Annotated in this window: 15 protein-coding genes and 1 pseudogene; 10 read left to right on the forward strand and 6 right to left on the reverse strand. The window is 58.3% G+C overall.

The genetic code is table 11. From position 1 onward, the window contains the following. Window positions 1-160 precede the first annotated feature (160 nt). The 6 genes and pseudogenes from EGT36_RS11470 to istB (EGT36_RS11495) all read left to right on the forward strand — a co-directional run. Window positions 161-502 (forward strand): hypothetical protein, encoded by a 342-nt coding sequence (locus tag EGT36_RS11470; RefSeq protein ID WP_125270416.1) that lies wholly within the window; start codon window positions 161-163, stop codon window positions 500-502. 124 nt (window positions 503-626) lie between these two features. Continuing rightward, window positions 627-893 (forward strand): hypothetical protein, encoded by a 267-nt coding sequence (locus EGT36_RS11475; protein ID WP_125270417.1) that lies wholly within the window; start codon window positions 627-629, stop codon window positions 891-893. Next, a complete protein-coding gene (locus EGT36_RS11480) occupies window positions 883-2850 on the forward strand; it encodes an AAA family ATPase (protein WP_125270418.1) in 1968 nt (655 codons plus the stop codon). The genes EGT36_RS11475 and EGT36_RS11480 overlap by 11 nt, the downstream gene beginning before the upstream one ends. A 106-nt stretch (window positions 2851-2956) precedes the next feature. Continuing rightward, window positions 2957-4456, forward strand: coding sequence for an IS21 family transposase (gene istA / locus EGT36_RS11485; protein ID WP_052821263.1), 1500 nt, complete (start codon window positions 2957-2959; stop codon window positions 4454-4456). Window position 4457: 1 nt separating this feature from the next. After that, entirely contained in the window at window positions 4458-5192 is a 735-nt protein-coding gene (gene istB, locus EGT36_RS11490) for an IS21-like element helper ATPase IstB (RefSeq protein WP_003501246.1), read from the forward strand. A gap of 144 nt (window positions 5193-5336) precedes the next feature. Next, window positions 5337-6059 (forward strand): annotated as a pseudogene (gene istB, locus EGT36_RS11495) (IS21-like element ISRel5 family helper ATPase IstB); the annotation flags it as partial. 5 nt (window positions 6060-6064) lie between these two features. Here the strand turns inward: istB (EGT36_RS11495) and arsC are convergent. Genes arsC through EGT36_RS11520 form a run of 5 tightly spaced genes read right to left on the reverse strand, consistent with a single transcriptional unit; the run spans window position 6065 to window position 8904 of the window. Then, window positions 6065-6514 (reverse strand): arsenate reductase (glutaredoxin), encoded by a 450-nt coding sequence (gene arsC / locus EGT36_RS11500; RefSeq protein WP_125270419.1) that lies wholly within the window; start codon window positions 6512-6514, stop codon window positions 6065-6067. Between the two features lie 2 nt (window positions 6515-6516). Beyond that, window positions 6517-7575: an ACR3 family arsenite efflux transporter gene (gene arsB, locus EGT36_RS11505; RefSeq protein ID WP_125270420.1), complete on the reverse strand. Its 1059-nt coding sequence runs from the start codon at window positions 7573-7575 to the stop codon at window positions 6517-6519. Between the two features lies 1 nt (window position 7576). After that, complete coding sequence (locus EGT36_RS11510; RefSeq protein WP_125270421.1) at window positions 7577-8104, reverse strand: arsenate reductase ArsC; 528 nt, start codon at window positions 8102-8104, stop codon at window positions 7577-7579. A gap of 15 nt (window positions 8105-8119) precedes the next feature. Beyond that, entirely contained in the window at window positions 8120-8557 is a 438-nt protein-coding gene (gene arsN2 / locus EGT36_RS11515; RefSeq protein ID WP_125270422.1) for an arsenic resistance N-acetyltransferase ArsN2, read from the reverse strand. Next, complete coding sequence (locus EGT36_RS11520) at window positions 8551-8904, reverse strand: ArsR/SmtB family transcription factor (protein WP_099057166.1); 354 nt, start codon at window positions 8902-8904, stop codon at window positions 8551-8553. The genes arsN2 and EGT36_RS11520 overlap by 7 nt, the downstream gene beginning before the upstream one ends. 275 nt (window positions 8905-9179) lie before the next feature. On the opposite strand from EGT36_RS11520, the gene EGT36_RS11525 reads away from it, so the two are divergent. Both EGT36_RS11525 and EGT36_RS11530 read left to right on the forward strand, forming a co-directional pair. Beyond that, window positions 9180-10859 (forward strand): hypothetical protein, encoded by a 1680-nt coding sequence (locus EGT36_RS11525; RefSeq protein WP_210211227.1) that lies wholly within the window; start codon window positions 9180-9182, stop codon window positions 10857-10859. Window positions 10860-11096: 237 nt separating this feature from the next. Beyond that, on the forward strand, window positions 11097-12713 hold the full coding sequence (locus tag EGT36_RS11530; protein ID WP_125270423.1) for a hypothetical protein: 1617 nt from the start codon (window positions 11097-11099) through the stop codon (window positions 12711-12713). A gap of 113 nt (window positions 12714-12826) precedes the next feature. Here EGT36_RS11530 and EGT36_RS11535 read toward each other — a convergent pair whose 3' ends face one another. Beyond that, entirely contained in the window at window positions 12827-15253 is a 2427-nt protein-coding gene (locus EGT36_RS11535) for a DUF4238 domain-containing protein (RefSeq protein ID WP_125270424.1), read from the reverse strand. A gap of 386 nt (window positions 15254-15639) precedes the next feature. On the opposite strand from EGT36_RS11535, the gene EGT36_RS11540 reads away from it, so the two are divergent. Then, window positions 15640-17961, forward strand: coding sequence for an ATP-dependent nuclease (locus EGT36_RS11540; protein ID WP_125270425.1), 2322 nt, complete (start codon window positions 15640-15642; stop codon window positions 17959-17961). After that, window positions 17958-19835 carry a UvrD-helicase domain-containing protein gene (locus EGT36_RS11545; RefSeq protein ID WP_125270426.1) on the forward strand — a complete coding sequence of 626 codons (1878 nt, stop codon included), beginning with the start codon at window positions 17958-17960 and terminating at the stop codon, window positions 19833-19835. The genes EGT36_RS11540 and EGT36_RS11545 overlap by 4 nt, the downstream gene beginning before the upstream one ends. The last annotated feature ends 85 nt before the right edge of the window (window positions 19836-19920 follow it).

Here is a 19920-nt window from a genome sequence, read left to right on the forward strand (position 1 = left end):
ATTCATAAGCACGCTTCCGCAGCTTAGGCAAAAGCTGTTGTCAACAAATGTTGACGCCCAACAGATATTCCGCTCTACATGGCGCTATTGGCGTCAAAATGTCGCCAAATGAGTCGCGAATCCTTGCGGTTTCGCGCCACGGTCGGGAGCAGAGCGAATCATGCATTCAAAAATGAAAGAACATATTTCCCAACTGATACGGCTGGTGGCCGATCTCGGACGCCTGCAGAGTGGCTCAATGTCGGCGCCGTCCATTATGGCTGTCCCCATTCTTGACCTCTGGGCTTACAGCTTCAGAAAGGTCCCGAGCCTCGATGGCAATGTCGAAGGGCATCCATCCCTTCCAAATGGCGATAGGATTATGACCAGCGAACTCTTCGCTCACTTTCATTCCGAGGACGAGCATTTCGTGCGGACCCGTAGCCGCTGGTATCGACTTGGCTCTCCGAACCAGATCACTAAACAGCGCAAGGAGCCCACTGGCTCCGGTTTTGAAGGATAGCGGGATGCGAATACTTCGTTTTGGGGAGAAAGACGCGAACTCCACCTTGCGGTCGATAAGGCGCCGCGCGGACGCCGCGAATCTGCTTTCATCCGACTTGCGCCGGATACTGAAAGAGCGTTGCATGCCGGTGCTTGACCCGTTCGAGACGCCGATCATCGAAGAGTGGGCGATCGAGAATTACCCGGCACCCATGCTGACGGGCTACATACACGATCCAAAGAACCCTGACCCGAGATCCTCGGAATGGCTCAGCTTCACCGCGCCGCTGGAGCTCCTGTCCGTCGAGGAAAATGTCGCTCGTTCCATGCTTCGTTGGTATCGGCTCGGAAATCCGAGCGAATGGGCTGCAGACACCTTGAAGGCCTGGAGCCATCCAGATGACAGGTAGGGCCGCGGCGCTTCGCACCCTGGTCGGACTGAGGAAAGAGAGTGCACTCGAGATCATACGCAAATCGCCTGCGCTCGTCCTGGCGTATGCGGCCCTTCGTCGATCGTTGCGGTCGCAGCATGGCTTCATGCAAGGCGCTCCTGCAACCATCATCGTAGTCATGGGTGGCAGCGCCGCGACTGATAGTCATCGCAAGGCAGCGGAAATGCTTGCTGCCGGGACGCTGGATGTCAGATCAAGGCTTCGCCGATTTGAACGAAAGGCACTTGTTCATATCTTGGACACTACCGACAAGAAGAAGTCCAAAGACGACAACTCGTTGATGGAAGAATTCGGCAAGCGCGATGTCATCGTCATCCTGGCTCGCAGCCGGTCCGAGATAACCTCCGACTTGGCGCTGGTCGCTGATGCGACCGTCGACCTTGCGCCCCCCACCGTTGAACACGTTCACGCAGTGAGGCGGATGCTCCGGCGCGTTCCAGTCAGCGAAAACACGGCGCGGGCGATCATCAATTTGGACTTCCAACTGCTCGTGCCGGTCGCGTGCAAACATAGCATTTCCGAAATTGACGTCCGGAACTTGCTGTCAGCCTCAGCCCAGGGATCGGTGGGCGCCGGGCCCCGGCTGGAGGAACTGCCAGGCTACACGTCAGCTAAGATCTGGGCCCAAAGGTTCATCTCCGACATTCGCCATTTTCAGACGGGCGGGATTGACTGGTCGACTATCCCGCGTGGTGTCCTTCTCTATGGCCCGCCCGGCACCGGCAAGACGCTTTTTGCCCAGGCTTTCGCCCGGTCCGCATCCCTGCCACTGATCTCGGCGTCGGTCTCGCGCTGGCAGTCGGCCGGTCATCTCGGCGATCTGCTGAAAGCAATGCGCGAAACTTTCGAGAGAGCACGAGCGCAGCAGCCGTCGATCATCTTTCTCGACGAGCTCGATTCGATCGGTGATCGGGAGAAGTTTACGGGAGAGCATGTCGGATACAGCCGACAGGTCGTAAATTTCCTGTTGGAGTTGATCGATGGAGCAGAAGGGCGAGACAGGATTTTCGTGATCGGAGCAACCAATTTCCGGGAGGCAATCGATCCTGCCCTTCTACGCAGCGGTCGCATAGAACGCCACATCAAGATCGACCTCCCAGATAGCAGAGAACGAGCCGATATCCTCCAGTTCCATTTGGGACTAGCGGACGCCGAGGCTGAACTCAGCGACATTGCTGCTGACCTCGGCGGTTGGACAGGTGCGGACCTGGAAATGCTTTCGAGAGAAGCGAAGGCACGAAGCAGAGCACGAGGCCAAGCGTTGGCGATTGCCGATCTGATCGACTCTCTTCCGCCTGTACGAGAGATGTCATCAGCCTATGCCCGTCGTGTCGCCTTCCACGAAGCTGGTCATGCCGTTGTCGCCACCGCTCTCAATCCAACGTGCAGAGTTAAAGTCCGCATACGGCGGAGGGTTCGCGATATCAGTAGGCGAGATATGCCGCCCGGCTTGGCGGAGTACGATTACCCAGGGGACGAAGATCCGCCATCGACGCCCGCCGATTTCAGGGATTTAATATGCCGCGCGCTGGCCGGCGGAGCGGCGGAAGAATTTAGGCTTGGGTCTCGATCCAACGGCTTCGCCGTGTCCGTGGGAAGCGACTTGGAGTTCGCAACCGTCGTCGCGTCCCGAATGGTCGCATCGTATGGAATGGGGAAGCGGCTTCAGTTCTTGATGGAATCCCGGCATGTAGACGCGAAGCGGTTGTCTCGACTGCCCGTGGAGTTCATGGAAGAGATCAACGAAATCCTGCAGGAGCAGTATGCGCGCGCCTACGCTATCCTCGTCGAACACTCAGCATTCCTTGACGAACTCGCTGACGAACTGCTGGAAAAGGAACAGCTTGGCGAGGACGACGTCGCCAAGATCGCTGCCAGAACGACAGGCGCTACGAAGGATTCGAAGTGTGATTAGGCATGGAATAAGGACCCCGCACATGGGGTGATCGGCGTCCAAACGGGACCCCCATTTGCAATGGGGTTACAACAGCCTCCGGTTTCATCGGAGGCTTTTTGTTCGGATGCTTATTGTGGAAACAATTCTGAAGATACGGCGGCTAGCCCATGTTCAGGGCAAGTCGATCAAGGCGATCTGCCGGGAGTTGGGCATATCGCGGAAAGTGGTGCGGAAGGTTTTGCGCACCGATGAGACGGAGTTCAAATACGAACGGACCCGTCAACCTCAGCCGAAGCTCGGCCCCTGGCGCGGTCAGCTCGATGGAATGCTCCTCGCCAATGAGGCCAAATCTTCTCGCGAACGGCTGACACTGATCCGGATATTCGAGGACTTGCGCGACCTCGGCTACGAGGGCGGTTACGACACAGTCCGGCGTTACGCCCGAACATGGGCGAAGGAGCGCGGGTCCGTGACGGCGCAAGCCTATGTGCCGCTCTATTACGCGCCGGGCGAGGCCTACCAGTTCGACTGGAGCCACGAGATTGTCGTGCTGAACGGCGTGACGACGACGGTGAAGGTTGCGCATATCCGGCTCTGCCACAGCCGGATGATGTATGTGAGAGCCTATCCGCGCGAGACGCAAGAGATGGTCTTCGACGCCCATGACAGGGCGTTCGCTTTCTTCGGCGGGGCCTGCACGCGCGGCATCTATGATAATATGAAGACCGCGGTGGAGACGGTCTTCGTCGGCAAGGAACGGCAATACAATCGCCGCTTCCTACAGATGTGCAGCCATTACCTGATCGAACCGGTGGCCTGCACGCCGGCGTCGGGGTGGGAGAAAGGCCAGGTCGAGAACCAGGTCAATCTGGTGCGCGAACGCTTCTTCACGCCGCGACTGCGCTTCAAATCCTACGATGAACTGAATGGCTGGTTGCTGGACAAGTGCATCAGTTACGCCCGCGCTCATAAGCACGTCGATCAGACGGAGCGCACGATCTGGGAGGTGTTCGATGCGGAGCGGCCGCACCTGGTCGGCTATCCCGGCAAATTCGACGGCTTCCACGCTGTGCAGGCCTCGATCGGCAAGACCTGCCTCGTGCGTTTCGACAACAACAAATACTCGGTACTGTCTACGGCAGTCGGCCGCCCTGCCGAGATACATGCCTATGCAGATCGCATCGTCATCCGGCAGGATGGCGTGGAAATCGGCCAACACGATCGCTGCTTCGGCCGTGGCGAGACGATCTATAATCCCTGGCATTACGTGCCGGTCCTGACCCGCAAACCGGGAGCACTGCGCAACGGTGCGCCGTTCCACGACTGGGTTTTGCCCGCCGCCATGGAGAAGGTGCGCCGCCGGCTGAAGGCAATGCATGACGGCGACCGGCAGATGGTGTCGATCCTCGAATGCGTGGGCCTGGACGGGCTCCCCGCCGTCGAAGCGGCCTGCCAGGAGGCGATCGATCAGGGCGTGTTCTCGGCCGCCGTCATCATCAACATTCTGGCCCGCAAGCGTGATCCGCAGCCGGCCGCCATCCTTTCCATCCCCGATGCGCTTCGCCTGACCCATGAGCCTCTGGCCGACTGCGCCCGTTACGACAGCCTGAGGAGGGCAAGCTGATATGGAACGATCCCAAATCCTCGACATGATGGGCACGCTGAAGCTGTTCGGCATGCGTAGCGCCTATGACGAGATCATGGCCTCCGGCATCAAGCGACAGCACGAACCGCCGCGCATCGTCGGTGACCTGCTTCAGTCGGAGATCGCCGAGAAGCAAGCGCGCTCCATCAAATACCAGATCACCGTCGCCAAGCTGCCGCTGGCCAAGGACATCGACGACTTCGACTTCACCGACACGCCGGTCAACGAAGGCCTGGTGCGCCAACTCGCAACCGGGGCCTTCCTCGCCGAGCAGCACAATATCGTTCTGGTCGGCGGAACCGGCACGGGAAAGTCTCACCTGTCCATCGCCCTTGCTCGTGCTCTGATCCGCAATGGCGCACGCGGCCGCTTCTTCAACGTCGTCGACCTCGTCAATCGGCTCGAGACGGAGGCACGTAGCGGCAAACAGGGACGGCTGGCCGACTTCATCACCAGGCTCGACTTCGTCATCATGGACGAACTGGGCTATCTCCCATTTGCCCAGGCGGGCGGCCAGCTCCTCTTCCACCTCATCAGCAGGCTCTACGAGCGGACGTCCATCATCGTCACGACGAACCTGGCCTTCGGCGAGTGGCCGGCCGTATTCGGCGACGCCAAGATGACCGCCGCTCTGCTCGACAGGCTCACCCACCATTGCGAGATCGTGGAAACCGGGAACGAATCCTGGCGCTTTAAAAACCGCTCTCAAAGCTAAAGCCGAAAAGACAAACAACCCGCGCCCGCAGGCCCTTGCGCTAAATGGAGAGCCCCGGGCCTACGCGCGCTGACCCGATGCAACTAGAGGCAGGGGTCCCTTTTGGGAGCCGATAAGGGGTCCCGTTACGACGCCGATTGACATGCAAATCGCAGGATTGAACGGCATCTCGCCGAAGCGCACCTGCCGCCTGGAAAGACCTTGGACAGCTTCGCCTTTGACGCTGTACCTATGATCTCGAAGGCCCAGGTCATGGCAATTACCGCCGGCGACAGTTGGCTCGCCAAGGGAGCGAACATCCTCATGTTCGGTCCGCCCGGCGGAGGAAAGAGCCATCTTGCTGCTGCCATCGGTCTCGCGCTGATTGAGAACGGATGGCGGGTCCTGTTCACCCGAACCACCGATCTTGTGCAGAAGCTTCAGGTTGCCCGTCGAGAACTCCAGCTTGAATCAGCCATCGACAAACTCAACAAATACGACCTGCTCATCCTCGATGACCTCGCCTACGTCACCAAGGACCAGGCGGAAACAAGTGTGCTCTTCGAACTGATCTCGGCCCGATACGAGCACAGGTCGATCCTGATCACCGCCAATCAGCCGTTCGGAGAGTGGAACAGGGTCTTTCCCGATCCTGCCATGACACTCGCCGCAGTCGACCGGCTCGTGCACCATGCCACGATCTTCGAGATGAATGTCGAAAGCTATCGCCGCAGAGCAGCACTTGAGGAAAAGCGCCAGCGAGGCCGACCCGCTTCGTTTGCGACAATCAGGACCTCAACGCTGTCTGTCGCGGAGCGGCAATCAGAAAATGACGAAGAACTTGTCAGCGACAATCAGCATGATAATCTGACCCCGACCGCGACCTAAGAATCTCATCCAGATTGTCGCCCGCGTCTCATCCTAATCGCCGCGCTATACTGGTCGAGGACCTGTTCGCCGTCTTCCTTGGTGAACGGTCCTTTGAAGGCGTCTGCCGGCAGAATGTCGAGGACGACCTCCGAGGGGCGGGCAAGTCTGGTGCCGAGCGGCGTGACGACGAGTGGTCGGTTGATCAGGATCGGGATGGCGATCATCGCGTCCAGCAATTGCTCTTCCATCAGGCCCGGATTGTCGAGGCCGAGTTCTGCATAGGGCGTGCCCTTCTCACGGATCGCTTCGCGGACCGTCAGGCCGGCATCTGCGATCATCTTCGAGAGCTGCTCGCGCGAAGGCGGGTCCTGCAGATACTCGATGACGGTGGGTTCGATCCCGGCGGCGCGGATCAGCGCCAGCGTATTGCGAGACGTGCCGCAGGCGGGATTGTGATAGATGGTGGCGTCCATGGTCAGGGCCTTTCGATGATGGTATTGCGGGAAACGGCCGGGGATGTCTCGTACCAATGCTTCGAGCGGTTCACGATCCAGACGACCGACAGCATTACGGGCACCTCGATCAGGACACCGACGACGGTGGCGAGTGCCGCGCCCGACTGAAACCCGAACAGGCTGATGGCGGCGGCAACTGCAAGTTCGAAGAAGTTGCTGGCGCCGATGAGCGCTGACGGCCCGGCGACGCAGTGGCGCTCGCCTGCCATGCGATTCAAGAGGTAGGCCAGTCCAGAGTTTAGGTAGACCTGGATCAGGATCGGCACAGCCAACAACGCTATGATGGCCGGCTGGGCGATGATCTGCTCGCCCTGGAAGGCGAAGAGAAGCACGAGCGTGGCGAGCAGCGCGACAAGCGATACCGGCTGCAGCTTCGCAAGCAAGCGATCAAGCGCGCCTGTTGTGCCGTCGGCCGTCAAGTAGCTCCGCAGCACCTGGGCGATGATGACCGGAACCACGATGTAGAGCGCGACCGACAGGGCAAGCGTTGCCCAGGGAACGGTGATGGCTGAGAGACCGAGCAGCAGGCCGACGATCGGTGCGAAGGCGACGACCATGATGGCGTCGTTCAAGGCGACCTGCGACAGAGTGAACAGCGGCTCGCCTCGCGTCAGGTTCGACCATACAAAGACCATGGCCGTGCAGGGTGCTGCGGCAAGGATGATCAGCCCTGCGATATAAGAGTCGATCTGATCCGAGGGCAGATATGGCCGGAAGAGCCAGCCGACGAACAGCCATCCCAGCAAAGCCATGGAGAACGGTTTGATCGCCCAGTTGATGATCAGCGTGACGCCGATCCCGCGCCAATAGGAGCCGACCTGCGCCAACGACCGGAAATCGATCTTCAGCAGCATCGGGATGATCATTAGCCAAATAAGGATCGCGACGGGGATGTTGACCTTGGCGATCTCGGCGCCCCCGATGATCTGGAAGACGCCGGGCATCACGTGACCGAGGGCGACGCCGACGGCGATGCAAAGGAAAACCCAGACGGTCAGGTATCGTTCAAATGTTGACATCTTACTCGGCCCTCGGGGATTTGACCGATGCGCCTTCCAATGAACCGATCTGGCGAACGTGCTGTTCGAGGGCCAGGCGGTCGATCGAAGCTATGGGCAGGTTGATGAAGGCGGTGATCCGATTCTTCAGAAACCGTGCGGCTTGGGCGAAAGCACGCTGGATCTCAACTTCAGATCCGACGACGGCCGCGGGATCCTCGACGCCCCAATGTGCGGTCATCGGATGGCCGATCCATATCGGGCACGCTTCGCCGGCTGCGCTGTCGCAGACGGTAAAGATGAAATCCATCTCCGGGCTACCTGCCTCGGCGAACACGTCCCAACTCTTCGACGAGAAACCCGTCGATGGATAGCCGAGCGTTTCCAGTTCCTTCAGCGCGTGCGGATTGACTTCGCCCTTCGGCTGGCTGCCGGCGGAATAGGCTTTGAACCGGCCGCTGCCCTCTTTGTTGAGGATGGACTCGGCGAGAATAGAGCGAGCGGAATTGCCCGTGCAGAGGAACAGCACGTTATAGGTCTTGTCAGTCATGGTCGTGGTCCGTGGTTAAGTCGGAGGCCTGTTGAGCTTCATGATGGTCGCCGACGATGGGCAAATGGATGATAGTTGACGGGTCGCGAGCACCGCAGCCGGCACTTCGGCCCGCGGAACCTCGGAAAACCCGATGGCCGAGAAGAACGGGGCGGCGCTTGTGGTCGCGAGGAAGACATTGCCATCGACGTCACGCAGGGTTGCCTCGACGATGGCTCGTCCGACCCCATGACTCCGATGTGCCGGCAGAACGACAACAGACCGCAGCAGATAATCGCCGGCGCAGCGTTCGAGGCCGGCATATCCGATCGTTTGGCCGTCGCCTGCGACTGCTTCAAAGAAAGTGCGGCCATCGTCTTCAATGTCATCGGTCGGGAGATCCGCTGCACGGAGCGCTTCGCGGAGACGAGCGTCGCTCCCGCCCACTTCGTGCAATGCGATCGCGCTCAACATGGGCTCGCCCCCGGCGCGCAGCATGGCGTCAGTTCTGCGATCAGGGGAGCGCAAAGCTCCGTCGATCCGCCGCAGCAGTCCTTCAGCAGGAATAGTGTCAGGTCGCGCAGGCCGTCCAGGTCGGCCCGGTAGATGATTGATCGGCTTTGGCGCTCGCTCTTAACCAACCCCGCACGGGACAGCGTCGCAAGATGCGCCGACATCGTGTTCTGCGGGACATCGAGGAGCCGAGCGAGCTCGCCAGCCGGAATGCCATCCGGTTCATGCCGTACGAGCAACCGAAACGTCTCGAGGCGAGTGTTTTGTGCCAAGGCCGCAAGGGCCGCTATCGCAGTGTTACTTTCCATATATCCAGAATAATGGATATATGGTTGAAGTCAACTGCCTCTGAACCTATGCGGATTATGTGCAGCAGAAGCGCGAAAACTCTGCAGAGCGGGCGATCAAGGCTAAGGGCGCTCGCGGCCCGCCGGTTTGGATTGCTTACGACTTTGCTGATAACCGTTTCAGTGGCCGGTAATTCAAGGCACCTGTTCCCTGATGGAGATTAGCCTCCATTTTCGGTTGCAGATGTTACATGATGGCGCCAGGGTGTGACCACTGACCGCCGGAGGACAAGATTTTGCTCGATACGATGGCTTTACGTCATGAGCTTCTGGATTCCAACGCGGATAAGCGGGAACTGACGCCGGCCTTCGCTGCATGCCTGAACGCCCACGGCATGTACGAAACCATGAGGTTTGTGCTGCGACTAAGCCCGCTCAACCATTCGCTGATTGAACAGTTCGAAACGGATCAGTCGATATCCGTGCCCGTCTCGTCCGAAGCGATCCAGGCTTACTCCACCTACATCCATGAGACGATCCACTGGTGGCAGCACGTCGGATCGACGTCCGGGCTTCTTCTGAGCCTGAGCTATCTAGCCCAGTCGCATTCCAGCATCGAAGACTTGCGCAAGGTCTTGGCGACCAACGGACCGATCAAGCCTTTGAAGGCCTACACGGATCGAGTGCTGATGCAGGAAGGCGACGCCGCGCAGGCCAAGCTCGCCTCCGCAAACACTGCCGTGAACAACGCCCTGGATGTGGAATATTACAAGCACTATGCTTTGTCCCCGCGCGAAAACATCAGATGGATGATCGAGGAGAAGCATTTCCAGTGCGTAGGTCATGGCTACTTCATCGTTTACGGCCAGCTTGTCGGTCTTCTGGCCAGCACGATCGATCAGGAATTCAGCGTCCTGCCCGACATCGATAGCTGGGATGCTGAGATCGCGCGTCTTAGCGAAGAAAAGGTCGAGGGATACTATTGGCGCTCACGGGTGAAGCTCCCTGCCGTGGGGATGCGGGCGGTATATGAGGGCCAGGCTCGATTTGTTCAGCTTCAATTTCTGGACGGCGCTAGCTCATCAGAACGGCTCACCATGAGCGACTGGCGGGAACGAGGCTACCTGTCGGGCGTCTACGTGGAGGCGTTCGACGCATTTCTGAAACTTTCGGGCGCCGAGTGGCCGGAAAGACTCGATGATCCCTTGGTCGCTCTGTTTCTGTTAGTCTGCGATCTAGCCATAAACCCGACACGCGGGATGCCGATAGAGATCGAAAACTTCGAGGAATTCATCACAGACGTGGATGTAGGCCTCAGGTTTACCCGCATCTGCCAGGCAGTGAGGGAACTTCCGCACCTACAGACGGCGATCACCGAATTCTCCAGAGAACAATATCTATCAGTCGCAGACGAGCTGACGGAATTGACCGGCTACGACCATCCGATGTCAGCCTTGGACGCCATTCGCGGCTGGTCAGGAAAGCTGCCCGACCTAGCTGCGCTGATGGAGGAATACCGCACCTTTGAATATTCTCCCGTGAATGTGCCTATCCGGGTATTCCTGTCGCATTTTGTGGCATTTTGTCAGGACAAGTTCGCCCATCCGGAGTTCTTCTGTTGGCCTGGCATCTACATGTCCGGACAACGGCACAAGCCAGAAGCACGAACCTTGTGGCTCAGGCACCTCTCGCTATTCAGCGATCGTGGCGATCGGAACGGGGTCTATCCTAGAAAATGGCCTGACCGCAGCGAGAAAGCGGTCATGGAGACCTTCAACAGGTTCTACGGATCCATGGCGCTGTACGACCTGACGCGCCAGTGGATTCTCGAGGACGGACCATTCGTTTGCGATTTCAGATGGCTCGCGGAGCGCTACGATCAGGACCGCGCGAACAAATGGGGTAACGATAGCTTCAGACAGGTCTACGGCGTAACGCTGGAGGATTTCCAAATTCTCGGCGCCGAAGGGGGGTAATTGACGAGAAGGCCTACGCATCCACCGACATGACGGAGCCGGCGCCGCTGCTGGCATCAAATATCCACAACAATCCTTACCAAACGAGTGCTCCTTCGTGGTGCTCCGGGCTATGATGCTCTCGACGCGGGAGCCGGGGGCACCTTATGGGTCACAGTCTATTTGCCTAAAAAATTCACGGATACTTTCACGCCGTTTCAAGCGGCTGCCGTAGAGGGACAGAGCAAATCGATGCGAATGAAGAACCTTGAGATTTACCGAACCGGGGGCACGTCGGCGAAAATGCAGCTCGGCATCCCAGTTCCGCTGACGCCTGATGGCCGCGCCTACCGATACTCGCCAAACGAGCGGGCTTTCCCACGACACTTCGTTTTGGGCAACAGGCTGCCGGGCTTCCCGGTTCCTGAGACCATGTCCGCTCGCATGACGCATATGCCGGGCCAGCCCGGAACGGTCTGCCCCTACAGCGGCGTGATTGAGGACGACGACGCATTCACACACCCTGACGACAAGGCTGCGGCGATCGACACCGTCCGCCATGCGGCAATGGAAGACGTCACTGCGGCCTTCCACGACATGTTCTCGAACCTCGGGCGCAAATTCGCCAACAGTAAGCATGTAGGGATAAAGGCTGGTCCACGGAAATCTCCCCGTCCCAAGCCCCGCTTTGCACGAAAGGATCTTCTGCGTGAAATAGTCTGCGACGAGTGCGGCCGTGATTACGGCGTCTTCGCAATCTCGCTGTTTTGTCCTGACTGCGGCGCGCCCAACCTGCACCTGCATTTCGCACGTGAAATTGACCTCGTGAGGCAACAAGTCGAACTGGCAGAGCGCCTCGAGCCGGAGCAAGGTGAGCTTGCCTATCGATTGCTAGGCAATGCCCATGAGGATGTCCTGACCGCATTCGAGGCGAGCCTCAAGACGGCCTATCTCCACGAGGTATCTGGTCGTCCGGCCGGCTCGCCTCCTATGAAGTCGGTTGGCAATGCATTCCAAAATATTGAGAAGGCGCAGAAACGGTTTGCTGAATTCGGCTTTGATCCATTCTCCGCGCTGGACACGGCAACCTTGGCAGTTCTCACGCTCAACATCCAAAAGCGTCACGTGATCGGACACAATCTCGGTGTCGCCGACGCCAGCTTCGCTCAGCACGCTGCCGATGCGAAGCTGGGCGAGACCATAACTCTGGTTGCTCGGGATATCCTCCAGTTCGGTGCCGTCTGCCAAATGGTCGTGGACAGTACCGACGGCTGGCTTGCCAACGGCCATGCGCCCCGACCAGCGGGGAGCCTACCAATCATTGACGCCTTGCCAGAGGTATCTCATCCTCCAGCGTTGCAGGTAGCCGGTCTCGGCCCACTTGCAGTCGATGTTGGCCTATGGATATCAAGCCAGTCCGAAACCGGATACGACACGATCATCGAAGGAGATGACATCCGTGAGGCGTTTCAGGACCAGTCCGTCGCCGACCTGGAACTGGCTATCGCAGAACTTGCGGCAGACGGGTACGTTACGTCGACACACTACAGCAGCAACGTTCCACGCGTCCGGACGACTGCCGACCTGTTCGCAACATTCGACCCACATACACAGCAGCACGACCCCGTGGCGGACGCTGCAAAATTGGCCGAGAGTATCCTTGCTGGTCCGGATGCTGTCGACGTCGGCGCCCTTCATGCGGAAACTGGCTGGCCTCTCAGACGCTTCAACCCGGCCATAGCGCAGATTATACCGCTGATCGATAGTGGGCGCGTGGGCGACGAATACGGCACAGAATATCCAAGCCGGTGGTTTCACGCACTCGCGGAGGACAGGGTGGAACTTAAGCGTTTCGTCGCCAGATCTGGCAGTTGATCGGAGCTAGCTGCTACGAGAAAGCAGAATTTCACTAGGATTCGTGAAGCCGTTATTTGGAATCCGAGACGACCCTTCCTGCAATCGGTGGCTTGATTGTGAAACACCTGACGTCATCTCTGATCTCCCTGCGGCCAACGGCTGATGTAGGTGGCCATAGGTACAGACTGAAGATGATGCTCCGAGCTCGACATGAGAAGCAGGCGATTGATGGTGTTGTCCTGAAGGCCGCCAAGCCGGAAGATGCTGCTCACCCGCCCAAGTGCATACGGAACTTTAGCGCTATCGATCGCGGCATCAGCCTGACGTCTGCCGCGTTCAAACCGAGCCGCGAGCTGAGATTCGAAATTGGGCTTAGAGGCACCGGGCATAATTTTAAAGAGATATCGATAAGCACTGCTGAGAGCCGAGGAGACTCCGTTAAATGCTCCTCCGCTCTGGAGTTCAACGATCGGAGAAAAGCCGACCGGAAACCGGATCGCACTGGAGCGTATCATGGTTCGCAGTTCCTCTAATGCCGGGGCGATGCCGAGATGGCGGCGGTTCAATGCGCCTTGCAGCTCCAGCCATCTGAAGGCGCTGTCGGTGAGAATTTGTGCGCCCGTAGCCTGGGCAAGATACATCGCCATTTCAAAGTTCGGCGCCATCTTTAACATGTTGAGCTGACCGCCGTCGCCGACGGTATTCTCTTGGAGTACCCCTAGTGGATCCCGCCTGCGCATCTCTCTCACGTGCATAATGAGATCTTCGGGATTGATCGACGAATCCAAACTTGGCACTTTCGCGAATTGCGACAAAAGAGCTTCGTCCGGCAACCCCATGATCATGCGCTGCGCATCTTCCTTGAAGACCGCATCCATGCGCGGGTCGAGGCCGCGGTCGAACCGGATATCTCCGCGGCGCCTCTCAGCCATATTCATCGTCTGGTCGCGAAGGTGAAGGTCGAAATCCCATGGATCGGGGACGAGGTGCACCAAACCGCGCTCCACCAATGGGAAGATACTGATGAAGGTCAAAAGCGACTTCAAGACTTCACCACGGTATGCGCTCGGATCGTTGGTGGGTCGTCTTTCCTCGCGGAGCGACATGGGATTGGTAAACGGGTGCTGGATGATGATCTCGCCAAAATACAGTGCCGATCCGAGGGCAAATTCGCCGATAAGCTTGGGGTGCAGCGAGCCCGTGTAGACCGATCTGAACGTGCCATCGGGTTTGGGCAGTAGCGATAGAAGATCGGTTTCGCGAGGCCAGAGAGATGCATAGATCTTATAAAGCGTTGAAATCTTCTCGTCGGTCATCTCGGATCGGACATCATCCCAATCCTTGCCGTCCAGCTCCAGCAGGTTCTCGATGCCCCTCATGAGCATCAGGTTCCGCTCTCGGATGCTCTTTTCGCTCCAGCTTGTTCTGAGATGGGCTGGTTTGAATTTGCAGCATTGCAAGAACTTAAGACCACTACCGCAAGGGCAGATGTCCCTGTTTTTCGGAGACGCCTCCGGCAAGGTCTTGGTCAACCAGGGGCGCGGCTCCTCTTCTCGGCCGAATTCATCTTGATAGTGCACCCGACCGCCTTCGTAACCGACGAACATTTCCCCGCCAAAATGGAAAAGTTCGTCTTCAGGAGGCAGCAAAGTAGTGCGGAGATCCTGCCAAGATTTTGTAACCGACGCTTCTGGATAGAGCCATTCCTTCTGACCGGCGGCGATGTATCGGTTGGCCCGCGACTTGGCGATGAAATTGATCTCGATCACCTGCGTCTCGGTTAGCTGGCGTGTCCGGATGAAGTTGATGGTGTTTACCAGAGCGCGCTGGAAACTCCTGGCGAACGTCCTCTTTTCCAAAGGATTGGTGGTAGGATCCTTCGCATACTCAAGATTCGTCAGGATCAAGCAGTGATCCGGTCCCATCGGATAAATCGTCTGAGACGCCTTTAGCGCGATAGAGGGGTCGGCAGGGAAATCATTGCGACGATCTCTGAGGGGCGCCGCGTGGTTGTAGACTGTGACGGGATGGTCCGTAAGTATGAATTTTGTCGGTGAGTTCTCCGCCGAAACAATCTCGCGGACGCCGGTAGTCCAAGTGGCGACGTTAAGCATTCGGATACTTTGCATCTCCAGCATCAACTCATTCTGCGACAGTTCGGGATACTGTGTTTGCAGCCACGCCAATCCTTTGGGCGTGCGTAGTTTCTGAATATCGAGATACTGGAATAGGCTTTCGAAATTGTCGTGCCAGGCCGTCTGATCCGTGCCGGAAAACGCCCGGATAGCCTCGGCACCGCGAGCATCGATATCCCCGAACAGTCGCCGCTCTATCTCATCGTTGACGTCGGTTCCAAAGAACGTCGAGTATAGATCTCGCGTACAAAATGCCCTCACTGGAGGCGTCTGAAACAGCGATTTTCCAGGAACCAGAGTACCGTCGCCTCGGGTGTGCATAGTCGGCTTCAAATCGAGATATGAGAGCGTATTGCTCCCACCCTGGAGAAAACGTGTCTGATGCCATTGGGGCACATAGTGATTGTTTCTCGTCACAGACACGGCGCTTCAACCCATACTTGGCGTTTTTACACGCCTCTCATCGCGAAGACAGTATCTAGCAGACAATTTTGAGTCTTCGAAACCAGCGACGTGGAGGCCGAGCACTCCGGATTTCGCATGGCCGGTCAGGTCGCTCAGGGCAATATCGGAGAGGGAGGCTTTCGCCGATGACCGGCGTCCTGTCTCGCACCGGGTGACGTCCCGCTGAATCGCTCGGCGTGATCTCGCGCTTTTCGTCGCCGTCCTCATAGACTTGCAACGGCATGCCGGCGCACAACGGCTGTCTGTAGTGCCAGACGTCCGCTCGAAAGCGACGGAATAGAATGACGAATCGCTGCTGCGGTGTTTAGATGCAATCTTTGAGAGCACTTAGTCCGGATAGCATAATGCATATCGAATCCATTCGAATCCGCAATTTCCGTCGTCTCAAGGATGTCCTCATCGACTTGGCATCTGATATCTCGATCTTCGTGGGCGCCAACAACAGCGGCAAGACGTCAGCAACGCATGCGCTGCAGCTTTTCACTTCGGCCTCGAGAGATCGCTTTTCGATCCATGACTTCAGCTCCGATTGCTGGGAGGCAATCGACAGCTTCGGAGCTGGAATAGATGGTGCGACCCTGCCGGTGATCTCCATGGACATCTGGTTCAACGTCGAGCCAGCGAACCTGCATCGTATCGTGGACCTGCTTCCGAGCCTGGCTTTCACGGGAAGTACCGTAGGGATCCGAGTAGAGTACGGCGCCTCTGACCCTTCCGTGCTTCTCGAATCCTTCCGGGCTGCGAATGCCATCGCGCGGGCGAACGTGCGGGCTGGTGTCGATGGAGCACCCGACTACCATCCGTCACCTAGAACCCTCTGCGACTACCTTCGTGACGAGAGCGGGATTCGACTTCGACAAGGATTCGAGCTTCGGTACTACGTGCTCGATCGCTCTCGTTTCGACGCTGAGCTGCGCGAGCTGGGCGGATATGTCCCTCGGCTGATCTCGCCAGACAAGGGCCGCGGTGGGAAGGATATTCTGGCCAGCCTTGTTAAGGTCGATTTCCTCCACGCCCAACGTCACCTGTCCGACTCATCCGGAGGCACCCGCGCCGAGGAGCTTTCTCGTGTGCTCGGGCGGTTCTATCAGCGCAATCTTGAACAGCGATCTGCCGACTTCGGCGCCCAGCAGGCCCTGGCAGATTCCGAAGCGATGCTGAACGACCACCTCAGCCGGGTCTTCGGCCCGACACTCGACCGGCTGTCGGAGCTCGGATATCCAGGGCTTGGCAACCCGCGCCTGCTTATCAAGACCGCGTTAAATCCTGCGACGATCTTGAGCTCACAGGATGGTACGAGGGTCCACTACGCGCTAGGTGACGTCGACCAGAACGGCGTCCTGCCGACGCTGCCGGACCGATACAACGGTCTCGGCTTCAAGAACCTGATCTACATGGTAGTGGAACTGCTGGACCTTCATGCAAGGTGGCTGGAGGTCGAGGAGAGCCGGCCGCCTCTGCACCTGGTCTTCATCGAGGAACCTGAAGCCCACCTGCACGTCCAGCTTCAGCAGGTTTTCGTCCGCAAGGTGCTGGACATTCTCCGGATTGAAGGTGCCGACGCGCAGCACTACACGAGCCAGCTCGTGATCTCGACGCATTCGTCGCACATTCTCTACGAACGGGGGTTCAGACCGATCCGCTATTTCCGGAGAGTTGCCGGTGCCGCGTCGCAATCGTCCGATGTTCTAAACCTGTCTTCTTTCTATCATACTACTTCTGCACCGACACGGAATTTCCTAGAGCGATACCTCAAGCTGACCCATTGCGACCTGTTCTTCGCCGACGCCGCGGTATTGGTCGAAGGCAACGTCGAGCGCCTTCTATTGCCGCAGATGATTGCGTCTGCAGCGCCGAGGCTTCGCTCGGCCTATCTCAGCGTGCTCGAAATCGGCGGTGCATTCGGGCATCGTTTCAAGACGCTGATCGAATTTCTTGGGATTACGACGCTCATCATTACTGACATCGACAGCGTCCTGCCGAGCGCCGGCGATGTGGCGGCCGACGTCGACGAGGACCTGGTTGGCAACGATGAGGAAGGACTCGTAGCCGACGAGGCGCCTGCCGACAACGAGGATCATGACGAAGACCCGGACGACGGGGACGACGAGCCCAAGCCAGGCACGGCATGCATGGTGTCTATCGACGGCGCCGTGACCTCGAACCAGACGCTTGTCCGTTGGCTGCCTCGTCGACGAGCGATTTCCGATCTCCTGGCTTGCGAGGAGGCTGACCGCATCCAACAGCGAGTGCATGCTCGCGGCGCGCTTGTTCGCGTGTCCTATCAGACGGCGGTGGACGTTGTCTGGAAGACTGAAAACGCAGTGCTCGCCGGCCGGACGCTGGAGGAGGCATTCGCACTTGAGAACCTAATTTGGTGCCAAGATATCAGGCGAAAGAGCCTCAAACTTCGCGTACGCGGCGCCACGAAGCTTGGTCTGGCGGAAGTCGCTGCGAGGGTTCACCGGAAGGTGGCCGGCGCGAACTTCCACAAGACAGACTTCGCTCTTGCGCTGCTCGAACAGGAGCCGGCAGCCTGGGTCGTGCCTCGCTATATCGCGGACGGCTTGCGCTGGCTCGAGGCTGAGGTGACACCCCCGGACGAAGTTGTGATGGCGGACGACGTCGCAGGGAGGCACGCTGCACTCGAGGGCTTATTTGGATGACCAGCCGGTTAGGTAAGCCCGATACACAAGCCGATGTCGATCTGAAAGAGCTGCTTGACCAGCGTCCGCCGGAAAACTTTGTCGTCGTGGCTGGAGCAGGTTCTGGCAAAACAACGTCCTTGATCAAGGCGCTTTCCCACCTCACGCGGACACGAGGGCGGGAGCTGCTGATGCGAGGGCAGCAGGTCGCGTGCATCACGTATACGGACGTAGCCGTGACCGAGATACGGGGCGATGTAGGCGATGACGCCCTGTGCCATGTCTCCACCATCCATAGCTTCCTCTGGTCCTTGATCCAACCTTTCCAGACAGACATCCGGGATTGGGTGATCACCCGCATTGGCGAGAAAATTCTGGAGGAATCTGCGCGGCTCGACAATCCCAGGACAAGAGCGGCGTCACGGCCCAAGATCGAAGCATCGCTGGTCAGGTACAACCACCAAAAGGAAATCGTGGCCGGGCTCGAAAGGTTCACCTATGGAACCGGCAGTGACTACTCGCACGGGATTCTGGGGCATTCCGATATTCTGAAGCTGGTGCCAGCGCTGCTTCAGGAGAAGCAGCTTCTGCGGGATCTCCTTGCAGCCCGGTATCCGGTCCTGTTCGTGGACGAAAGCCAGGATACCACCCCGGCTTTCATCGAAGCGCTTCGCATGGTGGCTAGGACTGTAGGTCATGACTTCTGCCTGGGCTTCTTCGGGGACCCCATGCAGAAGATCTACACCGCCGGCGCGGGAGCTATCGCCCTTGAGGAAGGCTGGCGTGAGTTGAAGAAGCCTGAGAATTTCCGGTGCCCGCAGAGTGTTCTGAGGGTTATCAATAACATCCGAGCCGAAGACGATCGATTGGAACAGATACGGGGCCGCACAATACGTCAGGATGGACGAGATGTACCCGTCGAGGGAACTGCTAGATTATTCCTACTGCCGGCTGACGGGAAGCGGACGGAACGTGTGGGCCAAGTGCGACGATATTTAAGCCGGAACAATGACGACCCGCTCTGGGAGAGTGATGCCGAGGCTGCAGACGTCCGAATGCTCGTCGTCGTTCATCGGATGGCTGCCTCGCGGCTTGGATTCCCAGATCTATACGCAGCTCTCAACGACGACGCCCCCGAGAGCCTTAAAGACGGCGTCGTCGATGGCACCGCCTGGCCCCTTCGACCGTTCATGACGTACCTTCTTCCGCTGGCGGCTGCCGTTCGGGCTGAAGACGATTTCGAAGTGGTGGCGGTTCTTCGCGATCGAGGTCCGCTTTCCAATCCGGCCGGCCTTCAGGACGTCGCAAATATTTTGGTGGGGCTTCAGGCGGCGACGATCGAACTCAACAGGCTTCTTTCAAATCCTGCGACCACTGTGAGGCAGGTGATCACGTTCGCGATCGCGGCCACATTGATGGTCGCAGATGAAAGACTGTCACGGCATCTCGCCGTTCCCGCAGCACCGCAGGATGAGATGGACCCGGAGCGGCCGGCACTTGCTGCATTCCTTGAAAGTCCTGCGATACAGCTTTGGGAATACAAGAAATATATCGAGGACTTGTCACCGTTTGCGACGCAGCAGGGCGTCAAAGGAGCAGAGTTCGATAGGGTCATGGTGCTGTTGGATGACGAAGAAGGCAGAGGCCAGACCTTGTTTTCCTATGGCAAGTACTTTGGTATCACGGAGCTATCGCCAACGGACAAGGCGAACATCGCCGATGGGAAGGACTCGGTCGTCAGTCGAACACGGCGCCTGTTCTATGTCTGCTGCTCCCGCGCGGTTCAGGACCTGGCGGTCGTTCTGTTCGTTCCGGATGTCTCGGCTGCACGCGATGCGGTCGCTGCTAAAGGCTTTTTTGCCATGGAGAACATCATCGGCGAAGACGCCCTATGATGTCGGAATCTTTGGTAGCAAGCACAAGGTTTTCCGAGCAGCGCGCCTGCGATGGCCAATTCGGCAATTCCGCTCCTAAGACCTA

The sequence above is a fragment of the Agrobacterium sp. FDAARGOS_525 genome (genome assembly GCF_003938925.1).
In the GTDB taxonomy this organism is placed as follows: Bacteria; Pseudomonadota; Alphaproteobacteria; order Rhizobiales; family Rhizobiaceae; genus Agrobacterium; species Agrobacterium pusense.

Coding starts and splice junctions, on each gene's coding strand:
- istB (WP_003501246.1), top strand. CDS start 4,458: ATGGAACGATCCCAAATCCTCGACATGATGGGCACGCTGAAGCTGTTC.
- EGT36_RS11530 (WP_125270423.1), top strand. CDS start 11,097: ATGAAGAACCTTGAGATTTACCGAACCGGGGGCACGTCGGCGAAAATG.
- EGT36_RS11480 (WP_125270418.1), top strand. CDS start 883: ATGACAGGTAGGGCCGCGGCGCTTCGCACCCTGGTCGGACTGAGGAAA.
- arsB (WP_125270420.1), bottom strand. CDS start 7,575: ATGTCAACATTTGAACGATACCTGACCGTCTGGGTTTTCCTTTGCATC.
- EGT36_RS11520 (WP_099057166.1), bottom strand. CDS start 8,904: ATGGAAAGTAACACTGCGATAGCGGCCCTTGCGGCCTTGGCACAAAAC.
- EGT36_RS11510 (WP_125270421.1), bottom strand. CDS start 8,104: ATGACTGACAAGACCTATAACGTGCTGTTCCTCTGCACGGGCAATTCC.
- istA (WP_052821263.1), top strand. CDS start 2,957: ATGCTTATTGTGGAAACAATTCTGAAGATACGGCGGCTAGCCCATGTT.
- EGT36_RS11540 (WP_125270425.1), top strand. CDS start 15,640: ATGCATATCGAATCCATTCGAATCCGCAATTTCCGTCGTCTCAAGGAT.
- arsN2 (WP_125270422.1), bottom strand. CDS start 8,557: ATGTTGAGCGCGATCGCATTGCACGAAGTGGGCGGGAGCGACGCTCGT.
- EGT36_RS11470 (WP_125270416.1), top strand. CDS start 161: ATGCATTCAAAAATGAAAGAACATATTTCCCAACTGATACGGCTGGTG.
- arsC (WP_125270419.1), bottom strand. CDS start 6,514: ATGGACGCCACCATCTATCACAATCCCGCCTGCGGCACGTCTCGCAAT.
- EGT36_RS11475 (WP_125270417.1), top strand. CDS start 627: ATGCCGGTGCTTGACCCGTTCGAGACGCCGATCATCGAAGAGTGGGCG.
- EGT36_RS11545 (WP_125270426.1), top strand. CDS start 17,958: ATGACCAGCCGGTTAGGTAAGCCCGATACACAAGCCGATGTCGATCTG.